This window comes from Streptomyces sp. NPDC056734 (assembly GCF_042790455.1).
In the GTDB taxonomy this organism is placed as follows: domain Bacteria; phylum Actinomycetota; class Actinomycetes; order Streptomycetales; family Streptomycetaceae; genus Streptomyces.
The window spans coordinates 39,494-58,177 of the sequence record NZ_JBHTZD010000039.1; the positions used below are offsets into that span (position 1 = coordinate 39,494).

The 18,684-nt window shown below is 72.2% G+C and carries 15 protein-coding genes; 11 read left to right on the forward strand and 4 right to left on the reverse strand.

From position 1 onward, the window contains the following. Positions 1-81: 81 nt before the first annotated feature. Complete coding sequence (gene radA, locus ACFRFC_RS36355) at positions 82-1,491, reverse strand: DNA repair protein RadA (protein WP_382692731.1); 1,410 nt, start codon at positions 1,489-1,491, stop codon at positions 82-84. A 285-nt stretch (positions 1,492-1,776) separates the two neighbouring features. Between radA and ACFRFC_RS36360 the strand changes: the two genes are divergently transcribed. Next, positions 1,777-3,591 (forward strand): hypothetical protein, encoded by a 1,815-nt coding sequence (locus tag ACFRFC_RS36360; RefSeq protein WP_382692729.1) that lies wholly within the window; start codon positions 1,777-1,779, stop codon positions 3,589-3,591. A 225-nt stretch (positions 3,592-3,816) separates the two neighbouring features. On the opposite strand, the gene ACFRFC_RS36365 is transcribed toward ACFRFC_RS36360, so the two are convergent. After that, positions 3,817-4,641: a hypothetical protein gene (locus ACFRFC_RS36365; RefSeq protein ID WP_382692795.1), complete on the reverse strand. Its 825-nt coding sequence runs from the start codon at positions 4,639-4,641 to the stop codon at positions 3,817-3,819. A gap of 224 nt (positions 4,642-4,865) precedes the next feature. Between ACFRFC_RS36365 and ACFRFC_RS36370 the strand changes: the two genes are divergently transcribed. The 4 genes from ACFRFC_RS36370 to ilvD all read left to right on the forward strand — a co-directional run bounded on the left by ACFRFC_RS36370 (position 4,866) and on the right by ilvD (position 9,654). Further along, a complete protein-coding gene (locus tag ACFRFC_RS36370) occupies positions 4,866-5,822 on the forward strand; it encodes a Ppx/GppA family phosphatase (protein ID WP_382692727.1) in 957 nt (318 codons plus the stop codon). A gap of 307 nt (positions 5,823-6,129) precedes the next feature. Continuing rightward, entirely contained in the window at positions 6,130-6,951 is an 822-nt protein-coding gene (locus ACFRFC_RS36375; protein ID WP_382692725.1) for a sugar phosphate isomerase/epimerase family protein, read from the forward strand. After that, positions 6,948-7,682 carry a TetR family transcriptional regulator gene (locus tag ACFRFC_RS36380; RefSeq protein ID WP_382692724.1) on the forward strand — a complete coding sequence of 245 codons (735 nt, stop codon included), beginning with the start codon at positions 6,948-6,950 and terminating at the stop codon, positions 7,680-7,682. The genes ACFRFC_RS36375 and ACFRFC_RS36380 overlap by 4 nt, the downstream gene beginning before the upstream one ends. A 118-nt stretch (positions 7,683-7,800) precedes the next feature. Beyond that, entirely contained in the window at positions 7,801-9,654 is a 1,854-nt protein-coding gene (gene ilvD, locus ACFRFC_RS36385) for a dihydroxy-acid dehydratase (RefSeq protein ID WP_382692722.1), read from the forward strand. Between the two features lie 289 nt (positions 9,655-9,943). Here ilvD and ACFRFC_RS36390 read toward each other — a convergent pair whose 3' ends face one another. After that, complete coding sequence (locus tag ACFRFC_RS36390; RefSeq protein WP_382692720.1) at positions 9,944-12,178, reverse strand: serine/threonine-protein kinase; 2,235 nt, start codon at positions 12,176-12,178, stop codon at positions 9,944-9,946. A gap of 149 nt (positions 12,179-12,327) precedes the next feature. Between ACFRFC_RS36390 and ACFRFC_RS36395 the strand changes: the two genes are divergently transcribed. From ACFRFC_RS36395 to proC, 6 genes are all read left to right on the forward strand, one after another. Continuing rightward, a complete protein-coding gene (locus tag ACFRFC_RS36395; protein ID WP_382692718.1) occupies positions 12,328-12,717 on the forward strand; it encodes a peptidase in 390 nt (129 codons plus the stop codon). Positions 12,718-12,961: 244 nt separating this feature from the next. After that, positions 12,962-13,492: an EamA/RhaT family transporter gene (locus ACFRFC_RS36400; RefSeq protein ID WP_382692716.1), complete on the forward strand. Its 531-nt coding sequence runs from the start codon at positions 12,962-12,964 to the stop codon at positions 13,490-13,492. Between the two features lie 37 nt (positions 13,493-13,529). Then, positions 13,530-14,327, forward strand: a complete 798-nt coding sequence (locus ACFRFC_RS36405; protein WP_382692714.1) for a class I SAM-dependent methyltransferase — start codon at positions 13,530-13,532, stop codon at positions 14,325-14,327. A 154-nt stretch (positions 14,328-14,481) separates the two neighbouring features. After that, positions 14,482-15,339 (forward strand): ABC transporter ATP-binding protein, encoded by an 858-nt coding sequence (locus ACFRFC_RS36410; protein WP_382692712.1) that lies wholly within the window; start codon positions 14,482-14,484, stop codon positions 15,337-15,339. Further along, positions 15,336-16,193, forward strand: a complete 858-nt coding sequence (locus ACFRFC_RS36415; protein ID WP_382692710.1) for an ABC transporter permease — start codon at positions 15,336-15,338, stop codon at positions 16,191-16,193. The genes ACFRFC_RS36410 and ACFRFC_RS36415 overlap by 4 nt, the downstream gene beginning before the upstream one ends. 93 nt (positions 16,194-16,286) lie before the next feature. After that, on the forward strand, positions 16,287-17,096 hold the full coding sequence (gene proC / locus ACFRFC_RS36420) for a pyrroline-5-carboxylate reductase (RefSeq protein ID WP_382692708.1): 810 nt from the start codon (positions 16,287-16,289) through the stop codon (positions 17,094-17,096). 25 nt (positions 17,097-17,121) lie between these two features. On the opposite strand, the gene trpS is transcribed toward proC, so the two are convergent. Next, complete coding sequence (trpS, locus tag ACFRFC_RS36425) at positions 17,122-18,162, reverse strand: tryptophan--tRNA ligase (RefSeq protein WP_382692706.1); 1,041 nt, start codon at positions 18,160-18,162, stop codon at positions 17,122-17,124. Positions 18,163-18,684 lie beyond the last annotated feature (522 nt).

An 18,684-nucleotide genomic window follows, 5' to 3' on the forward strand; every position in this document is an offset into this window, starting at 1 on the left:
CGTACGGGGCCCGTACAGGACCCGTACGGCGCCCCGTTTCGCGTACTCGGTTCGTACGGACGGGCGAGACCAGGGCAAAGTCTACCGGCGGTCCTCCGTGTCCTGGGGGGCCTCTCTGCGACGGGAACGCGGCAGCACCCTCAGCGCGTCCCCCATGTCCGCCACTTCCAGGACCTTCATACCGGGCGGGATCTTGCCCGGATCGCCCGGTACGAGCGCGTGGGTGAAGCCCAGGCGGTGTGCCTCGGAGAGTCTGCGCCCCACGCCCGTGACCCGTCTGACCTCGCCCGCGAGCCCGACCTCGCCGATCGCCACAAGGTTCTTCGGCAGCGGAGTGTCGCTGGCCGCGCTCGCCAGCGCGAGGGCCACGGCGAGGTCCGCCGCGGGCTCCTGGAGCCGCACCCCGCCGACCGTCGCGGAGTAGATGTCCCGCTTGCCCAGCGCGCTGATCCGGCCCCGCTGCTCCAGCACCGCCAGCATCATCGACACGCGCGAGGTCTCCAGACCGGAGGTGGTCCGGCGCGGGGAGGGGATCTGCGAGTCCACGGTCAGCGCCTGGACCTCGACCACCAGGGGGCGGCGGCCCTCCAGGGTGACGGTCAGGCAGGTGCCGGGGACCGGCTCCGCGCGGCGGGTCAGGAACAGTCCGCTGGGGTCGGTCAGGCCCGTGATGCCCTCGTCGTGCAGCTCGAAGCAGCCGACCTCGTCCGTCGTGCCGTAGCGGTTCTTGACGCCGCGGACCAGCCGCAGGCGCGCGTGGCGGTCGCCCTCGAAGTGCAGGACCACATCCACCAGGTGCTCCAGCAGGCGGGGGCCCGCGATCGCGCCGTCCTTGGTGACATGGCCCACCAGGAGCGTCGACATGCCGCGCTCCTTGGAGGCGCGGATCAGCGCGCCGGCCACCTCGCGCACCTGCGCCATGCCGCCGGGCGCGCCGTCGATCTCCGGCGAGGCCACCGTCTGCACCGAGTCCAGGATCAGCAACGACGGCTTGACCGCGTCCAAATGCCCGAGCACGGCCGACAGATCCGTCTCGGCGGCGAGATACAGATGGTCGTCCAGGGCCTTGATGCGGTCCGCGCGCAGGCGCACCTGGCTCGCGGACTCCTCGCCGGTGACATACAGCGTGCGGTGCTCGTCGCTGGCCGACTTGGCCGCCACGTCGAGCAGCAGGGTCGACTTGCCCACGCCGGGTTCGCCCGCGAGCAGCACGACCGCGCCGGGCACCAGTCCGCCGCCGAGCACCCGGTCCAACTCGGGCACGCCGGTCGAGCGGGCGGTGGCCTGGCTGCCGTCGACCTGGCCGATGGGCACCGCTGAGGTGGTGACCCGGCCGGGTGCCGTCGTACGCACAGCGGGCGCGCCGTACTCCTCGACCGTGCCCCACGCCTGGCACTCGGGGCAGCGGCCGAGCCACTTCGCCGTCTGCCAGCCGCACTCCGTGCAGCGGTAGGACGGTCGGTCCTTCGTGGTCTTGGTACGGGCAGCCATGCGGAAACCGTAACCGCTGGCACTGACAACGCGGTCGGGCCCGCGACGCCCCCCGCCGCCGGCCGTCCCGTTCTCCCCCCGGCCGTCCCGTGTTCTCCCCGGCCGTCCCGTGTTCTCCCCCCGGCCGTCCCGTTCGCACCACCCTCAAACTCAGCCATCCCGTCAAGAATCGGCCACGGAATGAATCGTTCCTGTCCCCCATTGAGGGATCGTTTCACCCGTACGGATTAAATGTGCTCAAGGTGGGAGAAGGGGCCGTCGCGCGCGCCCTACGGTCCACGAGTGATGACCAGCAGCCAGCAGACACCGACCCGCACCACCGGCGCACACCGGGCGCGCAGGGAGGCGCGTGACCGCGCTGGGGCGCGCACGCTGGCGCAGCGTCCGCCCGCGCGCTACGAGCCCTATCTGGACGGCCTGTTCACCTACTGTCTGTCCGTCCTGTGCGACCACGACTCCGCGACCACCGCGCTCGGCGACGCGCTCGCCCTGGCCGAGCGCCGGGGCACACGCGCCCCGGAGGCCCCCGGGGACCGCCGCGCCTGGCTGTACGCGCTGGCCCGCTGGACCTGTCTGCGCAAGCTGGCCGAGGCCAAGCAGAAACGTCAGAGCACCCACGCGGCGGGCCGCCACCCCGGCAAGCACGTGAGCCCCCACACGGGAACCCACACCGGAGCCCACAGCGGAACCCACCCAGGTGGCGCATACCCGGGCGCACTGGCCCCGGCGCACCCCGGCGCGCACCCCAGCGCCCATTCCGCCCCGCAGCCGCCCGTCGCCGAGGAGGTGCAGGAGCTGCGGCGGCGTGAACTGTCCCTGCTGGCCTGGCCAGAGGCCGCCGGGACCACCCCGGAGCAGCGCGAGGCGCTCGAACTGGCCGTACGTCACCACCTGGCCGCCCACGAGGTCGCCGCGGTGCTCGGCATGGACCTCGCCGCCGCCCGCGAACTGCTCGCCTCCGCCGCCTGCGAGGTGGAGCGCACCCGCGCGGCGCTCGCCGTCGTGGAGGCCGGTGGCTGCCCCGGCGTCGCCCGGCTCACCGGCGACCACCAGCTGGTCCTCAGCACCGCCCTGCGCCGCGAGCTGGTGCGCCATGTCGACGACTGCCCGCGCTGCCGCCGTACCGCCGAGCGCGCGGTACCCGGCCGCTGGCCCGGCGCCACCGTCACCCCCGCCGAGCTGCCCGTCCTGGCGGCCCCCCGCGCGGCGCTCCACATGGCGCTGACCCACCACCCACGCGCGCGGGGCGCCGCCGTACCGCGCTACGACCGGCGTGGCTTCCCGATGGACCCCAAGGACCGCGCCGCCCGCCGGGACCGCCTACGCGCGCGTGCCGTCACCACGACCGTCGTCGCCACGGTCGTCGCCGCGCCCGTGATCGCCCTCTGGTCGGCCTATCGCGGTGACCCCTCGATCGCCGACGGACAGGGCGGCCCCGGCGCGAGCGCCACCCAGGAGGACGGCGAGGGCACGGGCGGCGGGGGCACGGGCGGCGGCTACCAGAACGCGGGCAACGCCGGCACCCGCCCCGACCGCTTCGGCACCGGTGAGCGCCCCGATGTCGCCGTCGAGGTGATCAGCGTCGCCGGCGCCGGACAAAAGGGCGCCGCGCAGCTGGGGGTGGCCGCCGCGAGCAGTGGCGACACGACCCTCATCACCCTCACCGCGACCGGCACCGCCCCCGTGAGCTGGTCCGCCTCCACCGCGGCCGCCTGGCTCTACCTCAGCCGCTCCTCGGGAACCCTCCAGCCCGGCGAGACGTTGACGATCAAGGTGTACGTGGACCATCTGCGCGAGCCTTCCGGGCACTGGAGCGCGCGGGTGGCGATCTCGCCCGCCGGGGCCATCGTCTCCATCGAGGGCTACGGCACCGCGCCCACCCCGTCCGAGCCGCGCCCCACCCCGCCGGGCACCCCGCCCCCGACCGACCCGGAACCCTCCGCCCCCGAGCCCACCCCGACGACCTCCGCCCCGACCGACCCGGTCAGCAGCCCGCCCCCGACCCCGACGGACCCCGAGCCGACCCCCACCGACCCGTCCCCGACGGACCCGGGCTCGACCCCGTCGCCGACCGAGGGCGGGGATCCGAGCCCGAGCTAGCGCCGATCCCGCATTCGCGCCACGCGCGCGTGGTGCCGGACAGTGGGTTGGCGCGGCCCGACAGCGGGGGCCGGGTCGCTCAGCCCGTGCGTTGGGTCCGCTGCGGTTCGGTGAGGTCGGTGAGGTCGGTGAGGTCGGTGAGACCGGTGAGACCGGGGGGGCTAGGGGGACCAAAGGGGACCGGTCCGACGTACGGCCGGTACCTCCGTACCGGCCGTGGACGCCCTACCGGCCCACGGGCCCCGGCGGCGGCCCCACCGGATCCGCCGGATGCGGCGCGAGCAGCGGCAGCCCCGCCCCCAGCCGCTCCTCGCACAGCTCGACCAGCCGGTCGTAGCCCGCCTTGCCCATCAGCTCGGTCAGTTCCGGGCGGTAGGAGACATAGACGGGATCGCCCCCGCCGTGCGCCGAGGTCGCCGAGGTGCACCACCAGTGCAGGTCATGGCCGCCAGGACCCCAGCCTCGGCGGTCGTACTCACCGATCGACACCTGGAGCACCCGGGTGTCGTCGGGCCGGTCGATCCAGTCGAAGGTGCGTCGGATCGGCAGCTGCCAGCACACGTCCGGCTTGGTCTCCAGCGGCTCCCGGCCCTCCCGTACGGCGAGGATGTGCAGCGAGCAGCCCGCGCCCCCGGCGAAGCCGGGCCGGTTCTGGAAGATGCACGAGCCCTGGAAGGGGCGGGTCTGCCGCTCGCCGTCCTCGTCCTCGGAGACCCAGCCGTCCCGGGTGCCCTCGCCGTGGTGCTGCCAGATGTCCGGCGTGAGCCGGGCCACGTGCCCGGCGACCCGCTTCTCGTCGTCCTCGTCGGAGAAGTGCGCGCCCAGCGTGCAGCACCCGTCGTCCGCGCGGCCTGCCTGGATGCCCTGGCAGCCGCTTCCGAAGACGCAGTTCCAGCGGGAGGTCAGCCAGGTCAGATCGCACCGGAAGACCTGCTCGTCGTCCGCCGGATCCGGGAACTCCACCCACGCGCGCGCGAAGTCGAGCCCCTTCTCGTCCGAGGCCGCGTCCGCCCGCTCGGCCACCACACCCTTCTTGCCGACTTTGCCCACCTTGTCGGCTTTGACAGCCTTGCCGGTCTTGCCGCTCTTCGCCTTTTTCGTCTTTGGCACGGGTCCAGGGTAAGTCGCCGGAGCCCGTCCATGGACCCCGCTGCGCGACCACCCTGGAAACCCCTCTCCCCACCACTGTCCCCACCGCCTCAGGACGGGCACGGAACGGCCTCGGAACCGCCTCGGGCGCGGTGCACCGAACCGCTGGCAGTAGCGTTCCGCCCATGAGACTCGGTGTCCTCGATGTGGGAAGCAATACGGTGCATCTGCTGGTGGTGGATGCGCACCCGGGCGCACGCCCGCTGCCCGCGCATTCGCACAAGGCGGATCTGCGCCTCGCCCAACTGCTCGAAGAGGACGGGTCCATCGGCGCCGACGGCGTCGACCAGCTGATCACGGTCGTCCACGAGTGCCTCCAGGCCGCCGAGGACAAGGGCGTCGAGGAGATCCTGCCGTTCGCGACCTCCGCCGTGCGCGAGGCGACCAACGCCGATGACGTCCTCGCGCGCGTGCGTGACGAGACCGGCGTCGAGCTGCGTGTGCTGACCGGCGAGGAGGAGGCCCGGCTGACCTTCCTCGCGGTACGCCGCTGGTTCGGCTGGTCGGCGGGAAAGCTGCTGGTCCTGGACATCGGCGGCGGCTCCCTGGAGATCGCGTACGGCATCGACGAGGAACCCGACACCGCCGTCTCCCTCCCGCTCGGCGCCGGCCGTCTCACCGCCGCCTGGCTCCCCGGCGACCCGCCCGACCCGGCGGCGATAAGGGCCCTGCGCCGCCATGTGCGGGCCCAGATCGCCCGTACGGTGGGGGAGTTCAGCCGTTTCGGCGCCCCCGACCATGTGGTCGCCACGTCGAAGACGTTCAAGCAGCTCGCCCGGATCGGCGGCGCCGCCCGCAGCGCCGAGGGCGTCTACGTCCAGCGCGACCTCAAGCGCGAGTCCCTGGAGGCATGGGTCCCGCGTCTGGCCGGGATGACCACCGCCGAGCGCGGCGAACTCCCCGGCGTCTCCGAGGGCCGCGCGGGCCAGCTCCTCGCGGGCGCGCTGGTCGCCGAGGGTGCGATGGACCTCTTCGCCGTCGAGCGGGTGGAGGTCTGCCCCTGGGCCCTGCGCGAGGGCATCATCCTCCGCAAACTGGACCACATGGGCACGGCGATGGCCTCAACGGCCCCCACGGACTGAGCCCGCCCCATGGCCGGCCGAACCGAGCCCCGCCTATAGGCAGCCGCCCGAGCATCGCCCCTATGCGGCGCACGCCTGAGGCCCGCCTATAGGGAGCCGCCCGGGCATCGCCCCACAGGGGCGCGGGGAACTGCGCGAGCAACCCACCACCAACCGCACCCGCCCACGGCGACCAGCCCAAACCCCCAGAAGGCGCCACCACCCAAGCCCCACCCCACGTCCCAACCCCGCCCCACCCCACCCCCAACCCCACCCCCAACCCCGCCCCGGCCCAGCCCCACCCCCAATCCCACGTACCCTTTCCCTCGTGGCACACCCCGTCGGCATTCCGGACGCGAAGGTCGCCCTCTCGACGGCCTCCGTCTACCCGGAGTCGACGGCGACGGCCTTCGAGATCGCCGCGCGCCTGGGCTACGACGGCGTCGAGGTCATGGTCTGGAACGACCCGGTCAGCCAGGACATCGAGGCGTTGCGCAGACTCAGCGACTACCACCAGGTCCCGATCCTCGCCGTGCACGCCCCCTGCCTGCTCATCACCCAGCGGGTCTGGTCCACCGACCCCTGGACCAAGCTCCAGCGCGCCCGCGCGGCGGCGGAGAAGCTCGGCGCGAGCACGGTCGTGGTCCACCCCCCGTTCCGCTGGCAGCGCCAGTACGCGCGTGACTTCGTCACCGGGATCTGGCGGATGGCGGACGAGACCGACGTACGCTTCGCCGTCGAGAACATGTACCCCTGGCGCTACCGCGACCGCGAGATGCTGGCGTACGCCCCCGAATGGGACGTCACCAAGGACGACTATCGGCACTACACGATCGACCTCAGCCACACGGCGACCGCCCGCGCGGACGCCCTCGACATGATCGACCGCATGGGCGACCGGCTCGGCCATGTCCACCTCGCCGACGGCCGTGGCTCCGCCAAGGACGAGCACCTGGTCCCCGGCCGCGGCACCCAGCCCTGCGCCGAACTGCTGGAGCGCCTCGCCCTGACCGGCTTCGACGGCCATGTGGTGATCGAGGTCAACACCCGCCGGGCCATGTCCAGCGCCGAACGCGAGGCCGACCTGGCGGAGGCCCTGGCCTTCACCCGCCTCCATCTGGCCTCGTCGCTACGGGTGCCACGCCGATGACCGGCCCCGGCCCCAGCCCTGTCCCCGGCCCCGACGCCGGCCGCGACGACCCCGGACCTGCCCCCCGATCCGGACCCGCCCCCGCCCGCCCCGACCCCCCTGCCACTCCTGCCACCCCCGCCCCGCCCTCCCGTCGCCGGGGCCGCCCCTCCCGTACCGACACCGCCGACGGCCCCGCCACCCGTGACCGCATCCTGGCGGCGGCCCGTGAGGAGTTCTCCGAACGCGGGTACGACAAGACATCGGTGCGCGGGATCGCCAAGGCGGCCGGGGTGGACCCGGCCCTCGTCCACCACTACTTCGGCACCAAGGAACAGGTTTTCGAGGCGGCCGTCGAGATCGTCGCCGCCCCGGCGCTCAGCGCCCCGGACGTGGTCCTCCAGGGCCCGCTGGACGGCGCCGGCGAGCGTCTGACCCGCTTCTTCTTCGGCGTCTGGGAGAACCCGGCCACCCGCAAGCCGCTGCTGGCCGTCGTCCGCTCCGCCGTCAACAACGAGGCCGCCCGGACCGTCTTCAGCAGGCTCATCGCCGGTCAGGTGCTGCGCCGGATCGCCGACGAGGTCGCCCTGCCCGAGCCGGAACTCCGAGCCGAGCTGGCCGCCTCGCAACTGGTGGGCATCGCGATGATCCGGTACGTGATCAAGGTGGAGCCGCTGGCCTCGGTGGACGTCGAACGGATCATTGAACGGGTGGCCCCGGTCGTACAGGGGCACCTCACCAACCCGTGGTGAGACATACATCCCGCATTCCGGACATGGAGTCCATCCCTTGGAGCACGGGCGTACGCTCATAGGAGCCAGAAATCCGGCGGTTCGACACCGCCGGAACTCTCCGAAGGAGCGAGCGACGATGCCCGAGCTGAGGTCCCGCACAGTCACCCACGGCCGCAACATGGCGGGCGCCCGCGCCCTTATGCGCGCCTCCGGTGTACCCGGTGCGGACATCGGCCGGAAGCCGATCATCGCGGTCGCCAACAGCTTCACCGAGTTCGTGCCCGGTCACACCCACCTCGCGCCGGTCGGCCGGATCGTCAGCGAGGCGATCGTCGCGGCCGGCGGCATCCCGCGCGAGTTCAACACGATCGCCGTGGACGACGGCATCGCGATGGGCCACGGCGGCATGCTGTACTCCCTGCCCTCCCGCGACCTGATCGCGGACAGCGTGGAGTACATGGTCGAGGCGCACTGCGCCGACGCCCTGGTCTGCATCTCCAACTGCGACAAGATCACCCCGGGCATGCTGAACGCCGCCCTGCGGCTGAACATCCCGACGGTCTTCGTCTCCGGCGGCCCCATGGAGTCCGGCCGCGCCACCCTCGTGGACGGCACGGTCCGCACGCTCGACCTGGTCGACGCGATGTCCGACGCCGTGAACGAGAACATCTCGGACGAGGACATCCTCCGTATCGAGGAGAACGCCTGTCCGACCTGCGGCTCCTGCTCCGGCATGTTCACGGCCAACTCGATGAACTGCCTGACCGAGGCCATCGGCCTGTCCCTGCCCGGCAACGGCTCGGTCCTCGCCACCCACACGGCCCGCAAGCAGCTCTACGTCGACGCCGCCCGCACGGTCATGGACGTGACCCGCCGCTACTACGAGCAGGACGACGAATCGGTCCTGCCCCGCAGCGTCGCCACCTTCGCGGCCTTCGAGAACGCCATGGCCCTGGACATCGCCATGGGCGGCTCCACCAACACGATCCTGCATCTGCTGGCCGCCGCCCAGGAGGCCGAGGTGCCGTTCGGCCTGGCGGAGATCGACGCCGTGTCGCGGCGCGTGCCGTGCCTGGCGAAGGTCGCGCCGAACGTCGCCAAGGACCGTACGTACTACATGGAGGACGTGCACCGCGCGGGCGGCATTCCGGCGCTGCTCGGCGAACTGCACCGCGCGGGCCTGCTCAACGAGGACGTGCACGCCGTGCACAGCCCGTCCCTCGCCGACTGGCTCAAGACCTGGGACGTGCGCGGCGGCTCCCCGTCCCCCGAGGCCGTCGAGCTGTGGCACGCGGCCCCGGGCTGCGTCCGCTCCGCCGAGGCGTTCTCCCAGTCCGAGCGCTGGGCGGCGCTCGACGAGGACGGCGAGGGCGGCTGCATCCGCTCCGCCGAGCACGCGTACTCCCAGGACGGCGGCCTCGCCGTGCTCAAGGGGAACCTGGCGGTCGACGGCTGCGTTGTGAAGACAGCGGGCGTCGACGCGTCCATCTGGACCTTCGAGGGTCCTGCGGTGGTCTGCGAGTCGCAGGAGGCGGCCGTCGAGAAGATCCTGAGCAAGCAGATCAAGGAGGGCGATGTCGTCGTCATCCGGTACGAGGGCCCCAAGGGCGGGCCGGGCATGCAGGAGATGCTGTACCCGACGTCGTATCTGAAGGGCCGGGGCCTGGGCAAGGCGTGCGCGCTGGTCACCGACGGCCGCTTCTCCGGCGGCACCTCCGGTCTGTCCATCGGCCACGCCTCACCGGAGGCGGCCTCCGGCGGCACCATCGCCCTCGTCGAGGACGGCGACCGCATCCGCATCGACATCCCGAACCGCTCGATCGAGCTGCTGGTCGACGACACCGAACTGACCCGCCGCGAACAGGCCCTGGGCGGCGTGTACGCCCCCGAGAACCGCACCCGCAAGGTCTCCGCCGCCCTGCGCGCCTACGCGGCGATGGCCACCAGCGCCGACCGGGGCGCGGTCCGGGACGTCAGCAAGCTCGGCTGAGCCGGTGAGCCGAGCCCGGCCGGGGGCCGGCCGGTGAAAAGGGGCCGCACGTGACGGGTGCGGCCCCTTCCTCATCCGTTCGGCGACCTTCGGTACGTCACTCTCAGCGGCTGTCGGTTCGCCACTCCCGTACCCCCCCGGATCTGTGGTGACCTCTGCCTGCACCACTGCCCTGACCGCCGCGTGGGACCACTGTGCGGACGACCGCCCGGGACCGCCGCGTGGGACCACTACGCGGGACCACTACGCGGACCACCGCCCGGCACCACCATGTGGACCCGGATCCGCCTCACCACCGCTCCGGCTCGCTCCCGTCCACCCCGAACAGCACCCCGTCCGGGGCCGCCGCGAACACCTTGCCGTCACTCACCACCGGCTCCGGCAGCTCTGACACCACGGACTCGCGTGCCGCGCCCGGCCGCGCCTCGGTCTGCCCCAGCAACTCGCCCCGCGCGGTGTCGAAGGCCACGACCCGCCCGTCCCCGGCGCTGAAGTACAGCCGCGTCCCGTCCACCACCGGCGCCGACGGAAAACTCACCGACGTCTCCACCCGCCACACCTGCGCCGACTCGCGCGCGTCCACCGCGACCAGCGCCCCGTCCGCACCGAGCAGATACAGCCGGTCGGCGTCCGCCACGACGCTCTGCGCGCCCGCGACCGGATAGCGCAGCGGGATCCGCCGCATCGCCCGCAGCTCCACATCGTAGCGCACGACGGCGTCGGTGTCGGAGTACGCCTCAGCCGTCGACGTGAACCACAGCACCCCCTCCCGCGCACCGACGAGGGTGAGCGCGCCCGTCAGCTCCTGCTGCCAGCGCGTGACCCCGGTCTCCGGATCGACGGCGGTGACCAGCGTCTCGTCCGCCCCGTCCGCCCCGTCCGCCCCTTCCATGCCGACCGCGTACGCGTTCCCGTCCCCGTACGACTGGAACACCGGCCGGGTGAGCCCGTCGACCGGGCCCTCCCACATCCGCTCCCCGGTGGCCGCGTCCAGCGCGGTGACCGTGGAGTCGTCGGCGGTGAGCAGCACGACCCCGCCCGCGTGCGCGATCCGCCCGCCGTAACCGGTCAGGTCGTGGCTCCAGTCGGTGTCGCCGGTGGCCGGGTCCAGGGCCTCCAGCCGCCGCCCGCCGTCGGTGACGACATGCAGCAGCCCGCCCGACAGGACCGGAGGCTCGACGACCCCGTCCCCGCTCTGCCCGGCGTCCGTCCCCGACGCGGCCGGTGTGTCGGCCCGCGACCAGCGCACCGACCCGTCGACGGGATCGACGGCGGTGGCGAGCAGTCCGGGCCGGGTGCAGTACAGCGCGTCGGGCGCGTCCACGCACTGCGGCATCCCGGCGGCCTCGGCGCCCGCCGCGCTCAGCTCGGCCTCCCAGGGCCGGAAGTCCTCGTCCTGCCCCGGCTGCCCGGGCCCGGCCGCCGCCGGGGCGGGCTCGTCCCCGGTCAGCGCGAGCCCCCCGGCCCCGAGCGCGACGACGACGGCCCCCGCCCCGACCCCCATCCACCACCGCAGCCGTACGCCCTTCAGCCCCCGCCGCCGTACGCTCCGCGACCACCGCAGCCGTACGCCCCTCAGCCCCCGCCCGGGGACGGAACCGTCCGCCGCGAGCACCCCGCGCCGATGGGTGGGCGCCTCGGAGGGATCGTCCTGCCGCCCCCGCTGCTCCGGTATGAACGCCTGCGTGTCGTACGACGCCGACACCGACCGCAGCTTCGTCATCAACTCGTCGGGCGTCGGCCGGTCCTCGGGCTCCTTGGCCAGACAGCGGGCGACCAGGGGCGCGAGATCGTCCGGAACCCCTGTCAAGTCCGGCTCTTCATGGACGACTTGATAGGCCACCAGATAAGGACTGTCCGAATCGAACGGCCCGCTGCCGGTCGCCGCGTGCACGATGACCGACCCGAGCGCGAAGACGTCGGCGGCCGGTCCCACATCCCGGGGCCTGCGGAACTGCTCCGGCGCCATGAAGGGCGGCGTCCCGATCAGTTTGCCGGTCTCGGTGCGCAGTTCGCTGTCCGAGGGCCGGGAGATCCCGAAGTCGATGACTTTCGGCCCATCCTCGGCGAGCAGCACATTGCTGGGTTTGAGATCGCGGTGCACGACCCCGGCCCGGTGGATGTCCCGCAGCGCCTCGGCCAGCCCCGCCATCAGCTGGCGCAGCCGGGAGATGGGCAGCGCGCCGTTCCGCTTCACATGCTCGGCGAGGGTCGGACCGGGGATGAACAGCGTGGCCATCCAAGGCCGTCCGGCCTCGGGATCGGCGTCGACGACCGGCGCCGTGAACGCCCCGCTGACCTTCCGCGCCGCCCCGACCTCCTGCCGGAACCGCCCCCTGAACTCAGGGTCCTGGGCCAGCTCCGCGTGCACGACCTTCACCGCGAGCCGCAACCCGGAGGCCGACCGCGCCAGATGCACGATCCCCATCCCACCGGAGCCCAACTCGGCCTCCAGCAGATACTGTCCGGCGTATCGCGGAGATTCCGCTTCCGGATCCGCACCGGTGCTGCGCCATGGCGGCATCGCTCACCCCCGGATGCTCCTCCGCACGCACGACGCGCTGAGCCTAGTCGATGCCCCGTACGAAACCTCTGTGGCCTTGCTAGCCTCGGTGCGCCACATGATTTGGCGTGAAGCGTTCCTCATGAGCGTTCATCCAGGGGGAGATCGACATGGCCACCGAGAACATCGAGAACACCGCGAACACTGCGAACATCGCGAACACTGAGACCGCCGAGACCGCCGAGAGCGCGGAGACGCCGGTCGCGGCCACGGCTGAGGTGCCGGCCGAGGCGGAATCGGTCGCGGCACTGGCGCGGGCCTACCCGGTCGCCCCGGGCGTCCGGCTGAACGTCCGCAGCGGCCCCGGCGTCTACTACAGCATCGTCCGCGTCCTCCCCGAGGGCGCCACCGTCCCGATCTACTGCCAGCGCCCCGGCGACTCCGTCACCGGCCCGTACGGCACCTCGTCCATCTGGGACTGCATCGCCAACGCCCAGTACGTCTCCGACGCCTACGTGAACACGGGCAGCGACGGCTACGTGGCACCACGCTGCTCCTGACGTCAGGGGGCGACGGCCGATTCCGCTACTGGCCACTGGCCAGTTCGACACCCGCTATCGGTTAGGCGGGGTGCCCGGCGCCCGGCGACCACGTGATCGCCGGGCACCGGCCCGAACCCGACCGGCCCGAACCCGACCGGCCCGGGACCTGATCGAGCCGAACCCGACCGGCCCGGACCGTACCGGCCGCATCCGAACCGACCGGGGACCGAACGGAACCCCACCCGGCGGTGATAATCGACGGGTGAGCGAGAAATCGAACGGCACCCCGGACCAGCCGACACCCCCCAAGGAAGCCCCCACGGAGACCCCCACGGGCCCCCGCCCCGAGCCGATCCGTTTCTTCGGCACCACATGGGTCGACCACACCGACCGCTACGTCCTGCGCCGCTTCGGCGCCGCCGCCGGTTCCCTGGCCGCCGCCGTCGCCGCCTGCCTGGTCCTGCGCTTCGCCTACCAGGGCCTTCAGCTCGCCGACACCGGCAGCTTCGTCCCGCTCCTGGTGGTCGTGATGTTCGCGGTGTGCAGCGCGCTCGCCTTCCGCGGCACCTGGGAGAGCTTCACCCGGCGCCCCGACCCGGACCGCCAGTCCTCCCTGCGCGGCCTCCTGACCATCGGCTTCGTCGGCTCCCTCGTCGCCTATTTCTTCCGCTCCCTGATCGAGGCCCCTGGAGAGAAGCTCCGCCGCCAGGAGTACGAGGAGTCCCGCCGCCGCCACGAGAAGCGCACGAACCGCCGCACCGGCAACCCCTCGAAGAAGCGCCGCCGCTCATAGCCCCCGCTGTCGGAGCACCCTCGGCCACCATGGCCGTATGACGACTCCTTCACCGGCGTCCGCCCCCACCCCCACCCCTCCCCCCGCCGACGCCCTCGCCCACTCCTTCAACTCCGCCGCCGCCCAGTACGCCGCCAACCGCCCCTCCTACCCGCCCGCCCTCCTCGACGCCATCGAGGAACTGTCCGGCCGCCCCCTCACCGGCGCCCGCGCAGCGGACATCGGGGCCGGCACCGGCATAGCGACGGCACTCCTGCGCGAGCGCGGCGCCGATGTGATCGCCGTCGAGCCCGGCGAACGGATGGCCGCCGAGTTCCGCCGAGCCCTCCCCGACGTCCCTCTCGTCCGGGCCATCGGCGACCAGCTGCCCCTTCTCGACACCTCCGTCGACCTGGTCACCTACGCCCAGTCCTGGTACTGGACCGACCCCGCCCGCTCCCTGCCGGAGGCCCTGCGCGTGCTGTGTCCCGGCGGCGCCCTCGCCCTGTGGTGGAACACCGACGCCCTCGACATCGACTGGATCGCCGAGCAGTCCACCCGCGTCCACCGCGTCTTCGGCCGGGACGCCGCCGCCGAACTGCGCCGCATCATCGGCAACACCACCAACACGCCCACCACCCCGGACTTCACCCGCCGCCGCGTCCGCTGGAGCCGCCGGGTCCCGCTCGACACCCATCTGGCCAACCTCGGCAGCCACTCGGTCGTCCTGGTAGCCGACGAACAGACCCGCACCACCTTCCTCACCGAGGAGCGCGCCCACCTCCTCACCCATTTCCCGAACGGCGAGATCGAGGAGACCTACGACGTGGAACTCCTCCTGGCCACCCACCCCTGACGCCCCCGCCCCACCCCCCTCACCGCACCCGGCGCCCCACCCCAGGGCCGCCGGGTTCGCCATGCCGACCCACGCCCACCCCACCGCCCACCCCACCGCCCATCCACCCACCCAGCCCTTGACGAGCCCCACCCCCCGGAGCATTATTCATCGAATGGTGAATAAAACACCCCCGCCTCCACCCCCACCCCCGCCTCCACCCCCACTCACACCCGACCCACCACCCGCCAGCACCCCGACGACCCCGAAAGCCCCGGCCGTACGAGCCCAGAACCTCACCGTCATCCGAGGCCCCCACACCGTCCTGCGCGACCTCGGCTTCACCGTCCCGCCCGGCCAGATCACCGGCCTGCTCGGCCCCTCCGGCTGCGGCAAATCCACCCTCATGCGGGCCGTCGTCGGCACCCAGGCCAAGGTCACCGGCACCCTCGACGTCCTGGGCCACCCCGTCGGCCACCCCACCCTCCGCAGCCGCATCGGCTACGTCACCCAGGCCCCCTCCGTCTACGACGACCTCACTGTCCGCCAGAACCTCGCCTACTTCGCCGCCGTCCTCACCCCCGGCCGCGCCTTCGCCGCCCACCGCCGCGCCGACGTCACCCGCGCCATCGCCGACGTCGACCTGACCAGCCATGCCGACGCCCTCGCCGGCAATCTCTCCGGCGGCCAGCGCAGCCGCGTCTCCCTGGCCGTCGCCCTGCTCGGCACCCCCGAACTCCTCGTCCTGGACGAACCCACCGTCGGCCTCGACCCGGTCCTCCGCCGCGACCTGTGGAACCTCTTCCACTCCATCGCCGCTACCCGTGGCGCCACCCTCCTCATCTCCTCCCACGTCATGGACGAGGCCGAGCGCTGCCACCGCCTGCTCCTCATGCGCCAGGGCGAGATCCTCGCCGACGACACCCCCGCCGCCCTGCGCACCCGCACCGGCAGCGACACCGTCGAACAAGCCTTCCTCCACTTGGTCGACGAGGCCGCCGCAGCAGCCCGTACGAAGGAGCGCACCGTATGACCACCGCCGACCCCACCCCGCCACCGCCCCCGACGCCCACCCCTGCCACCTCGGCCGGGCTCGCCGCTCCCGCCACCCCGGTAGTCCCCACCACCCCGACCGCCCCGACCGGCGTCCTCACCCCCTCCCGCACTCTCGCCACCGCCGCCCGCGTGCTCCGCCAGCTCCACCACGACCCGCGCACGATCGCACTGCTGATCCTGATCCCCTGCGTGATGCTCTTCCTGCTGCGCTATGTCTTCGACGGCAACGAACGCACCTTCGACAACATCGGCGCCTCCCTCCTCGGGATCTTCCCGCTGATCACGATGTTCCTGGTCACCTCCATCGCCACCCTGCGCGAACGCACCTCGGGCACCCTCGAACGCCTGCTCGCCATGCCCCTGGGCAAAGGCGACCTGATCGCCGGCTACGCCCTCGCCTTCGGCACCCTCGCGATCATCCAGTCCGCCCTGGCCACCGCCCTCGCCGTCTGGGGCCTGGGTCTCGACGTCACGGGCTCCCCCTGGCTGCTCCTCCTGGTGGCCCTGCTCGACGCGCTCCTCGGCACGGCCCTCGGTCTCTTCGTCTCGGCCTTCGCGGCCTCCGAATTCCAGGCGGTCCAGTTCATGCCGGCGGTGATCTTCCCCCAGCTCCTCCTCTGCGGCCTCTTCGCCCCCCGAGACCAGATGCAGCCCGCCCTCGAAGCCATCTCCGATGTCCTCCCCATGTCCTACGCCGTCGACGGCATGAACGAAGTCCTCCAGCACCCCGACATGACCGCCGACTTCGTCCGCGATGTCCTGATCGTCGCGGGCTGCGCCCTCCTCGTCCTGTGCCTGGGAGCGGCCACCCTCCGCCGCCGCACCACCTGACCCCGACGTCCGCCCACCGGACACCCCATCCGCCCCACGCGACCGAGTGCCAGGATGAAAGCGGACGACGCAACCCCTGGAAGGCACCGCACCATGACCCAGAAAGTCGCAGTCCTAGGCACCGGCAAAATCGGCGAAGCCCTGCTCAGCGGCATGATCCGCGCAGGCTGGGCGCCCGATGATCTCCTGGTCACCACCCGCCGCCCCGAGCGCGCCGAGGAACTCCGCGCCCGCCACGGAGTCACCCCCGTCACCAACGCCGAAGCCGCCAAGACCGCCGACACCCTGATCCTCACGGTCAAACCGCAGGACATGGGCACCCTCCTCGATGAACTCGCCCCGCACATCCCGGCCGATCGCCTGATCATCAGCGGCGCCGCCGGTATCCCCACCTCCTTCTTCGAGGAGCGCCTGACCGCCGGCACCCCCGTCGTCCGGGTCATGACGAACACGCCCGCCCTCGTCGACGAGGCGATGTCCGTCATCTCCCCCGGCAGCCACGCCACCGCCGACCACCTCGCCACCGCCGAGGAGATCTTCGGCGCCGTCGGCAAGACCCTGCGCGTCCCCGAGTCCCAGCAGGACGCCTGCACGGCCCTCTCCGGCTCCGGCCCGGCCTACTTCTTCTACCTGGTCGAAGCCATGACCGACGCCGGCATCCTGCTCGGTCTGCCCCGCGACAAGGCCCACGACCTGATCGTCCAGTCCGCGATCGGCGCCGCCGTGATGCTCCGCGACAGCGGCGAACACCCCGTCAAGCTCCGCGAGAACGTCACCTCCCCCGCTGGCACCACGATCAACGCCATCCGCGAACTGGAGAGCCACGGCGTACGGGCCGCCCTCATCGCCGCCCTGGAAGCCGCCCGCGACCGCAGCCGCGAACTGGCCTCCGGCAACACCTGACACACACCGACACCAGCCCACGCGCCTACCGGGCCGCGTTCAGCACCCCCACCACCCCGTCCACAGCCGCCGCCGGAGGCAGCAGCCCGATCGCCCGATAGGCCGCGTCCACCGTCGGCCGCGCCATGCCCCGAGCCAGCTCCGCCCCATCCCGCAGCACCCCCTCCACGTACGCAGGATCCGCGCACAACTCCTTGTGCCTGTCCTGTACGGGCCGCAGAGCCTCCACCACCGCCTCCGCGGTGTCCTTCTTCAAAGCGCCGTACGACTCATATGCACCGCTCAGCCCGTTCGGGTTCCTACCTGTGCACGCGGCGAGGATCTCCAGCAGATTCGCGACCCCCGGCTTGGCCTCCCGGTCGTACACGACCTCCCGCCCACCGTCCGTCACGGCCCGCATCACCTTCTTGCGCACCACATCCGGCTCGTCCAGCAGATAGACGATCCCCGGCCCGGTGTCCTCGCTCTTCCCCATCTTCGAGACGGGGTCCTGAAGGTTCATGACCCGGGCCGCCACCGCCGGATGCGTCGCCCGCGGCACCACGAACGCGTGCCCGTACCGCTGGTTGAACCGCACCGCGAGATCCCGCGCCAGCTCCACATGCTGCGTCTGGTCATCCCCCACCGGCACCTGATCCGCCCCGTACGCCAGGATGTCCGCCGCCATCAGCACCGGATACGTCAGCAGCGACAGCCGCACACTCCCGCCCCGCGCCCGCTCCCGCGCGGCCTTCTCCTTGTACTGGATCATCCGCCGCATCTCGCCGTCCGTCGCCACGCACTCCAGCAGATACGACAGCCGCGCATGCTCATCCACATGGCTCTGTACGAATACGGTGCACAGCCGCGGATCCAGTCCCGCCGCGAGCAGCAGCGTCGCCGCCTGCCGGCTCAGCCTGCGCACCCGCGCGGGATCGTGCTCCACGGTCAGGGCGTGCAGATCCACGATGCAGAACAACGCGTCCGCCTGGTGCTGATCCACCGCGGCCCACTGCCGCATGGCCCCCAGATAGTTCCCCAGCGTCAGATGCCCGGTCGGCTTGACCCCGCTGAAAACCCGCTTCATCTCTCCACCTCCTGCTCAGGACCACCGCACCCACCGGCCGGCCCCTCAGAAGGGAGAAACAAGAACGGCCGCCGAGGCGGCGGCCGTCGAATGCATACGTGACTCCGGCCGCCGTCAGGCGGCCCACCAGAGCTGGGAACACGTACGCGTCGTCATGTCGACCACCGTACGCCTCCGGAGTGCCGTCCGGACGAGAGTTGACACCCGACATGCCGATACGTAATGTTCTCCGGGCTGTCCAGCGTGAGCGCCGATCCAGGTCGGTCCCCGGACAGCCATTCCGCAAGTCCCCACCACTCTCGGTGAACAGCCGGGCAGTCATCTGTCCGTCTGCCCGCCGTATTGTCGGCATGGGAATTTGCGAAATGAGGAATCCTCGTTCGAAAGGACGCGGCGCCCCCGATTAGGTCGGGAGCCAGGAATCCGCTAAAGTCTCACTCGTCGGAACGGCCGCAGGGCCGGGAAGACAAACCCCGCTGACTGGGGGTCAGGTCGAGAAAAGGATCTGATAGAGTCGGAGAC

Bases quoted from the DNA above. Each gene is read 5' to 3' on its own strand.
- ACFRFC_RS36390 (WP_382692720.1), bottom strand. From the start codon at position 12,178: ATGCCGCCATGGCGCAGCACCGGTGCGGATCCGGAAGCGGAATCTCCG.
- ACFRFC_RS36395 (WP_382692718.1), top strand. From the start codon at position 12,328: ATGGCCACCGAGAACATCGAGAACACCGCGAACACTGCGAACATCGCG.
- ilvD (WP_382692722.1), top strand. From the start codon at position 7,801: ATGCCCGAGCTGAGGTCCCGCACAGTCACCCACGGCCGCAACATGGCG.
- ACFRFC_RS36410 (WP_382692712.1), top strand. From the start codon at position 14,482: ATGGTGAATAAAACACCCCCGCCTCCACCCCCACCCCCGCCTCCACCC.
- ACFRFC_RS36380 (WP_382692724.1), top strand. From the start codon at position 6,948: ATGACCGGCCCCGGCCCCAGCCCTGTCCCCGGCCCCGACGCCGGCCGC.
- ACFRFC_RS36360 (WP_382692729.1), top strand. From the start codon at position 1,777: ATGACCAGCAGCCAGCAGACACCGACCCGCACCACCGGCGCACACCGG.
- trpS (WP_382692706.1), bottom strand. From the start codon at position 18,162: ATGAAGCGGGTTTTCAGCGGGGTCAAGCCGACCGGGCATCTGACGCTG.
- radA (WP_382692731.1), bottom strand. From the start codon at position 1,491: ATGGCTGCCCGTACCAAGACCACGAAGGACCGACCGTCCTACCGCTGC.
- ACFRFC_RS36405 (WP_382692714.1), top strand. From the start codon at position 13,530: ATGACGACTCCTTCACCGGCGTCCGCCCCCACCCCCACCCCTCCCCCC.
- ACFRFC_RS36415 (WP_382692710.1), top strand. From the start codon at position 15,336: ATGACCACCGCCGACCCCACCCCGCCACCGCCCCCGACGCCCACCCCT.
- ACFRFC_RS36370 (WP_382692727.1), top strand. From the start codon at position 4,866: ATGAGACTCGGTGTCCTCGATGTGGGAAGCAATACGGTGCATCTGCTG.
- proC (WP_382692708.1), top strand. From the start codon at position 16,287: ATGACCCAGAAAGTCGCAGTCCTAGGCACCGGCAAAATCGGCGAAGCC.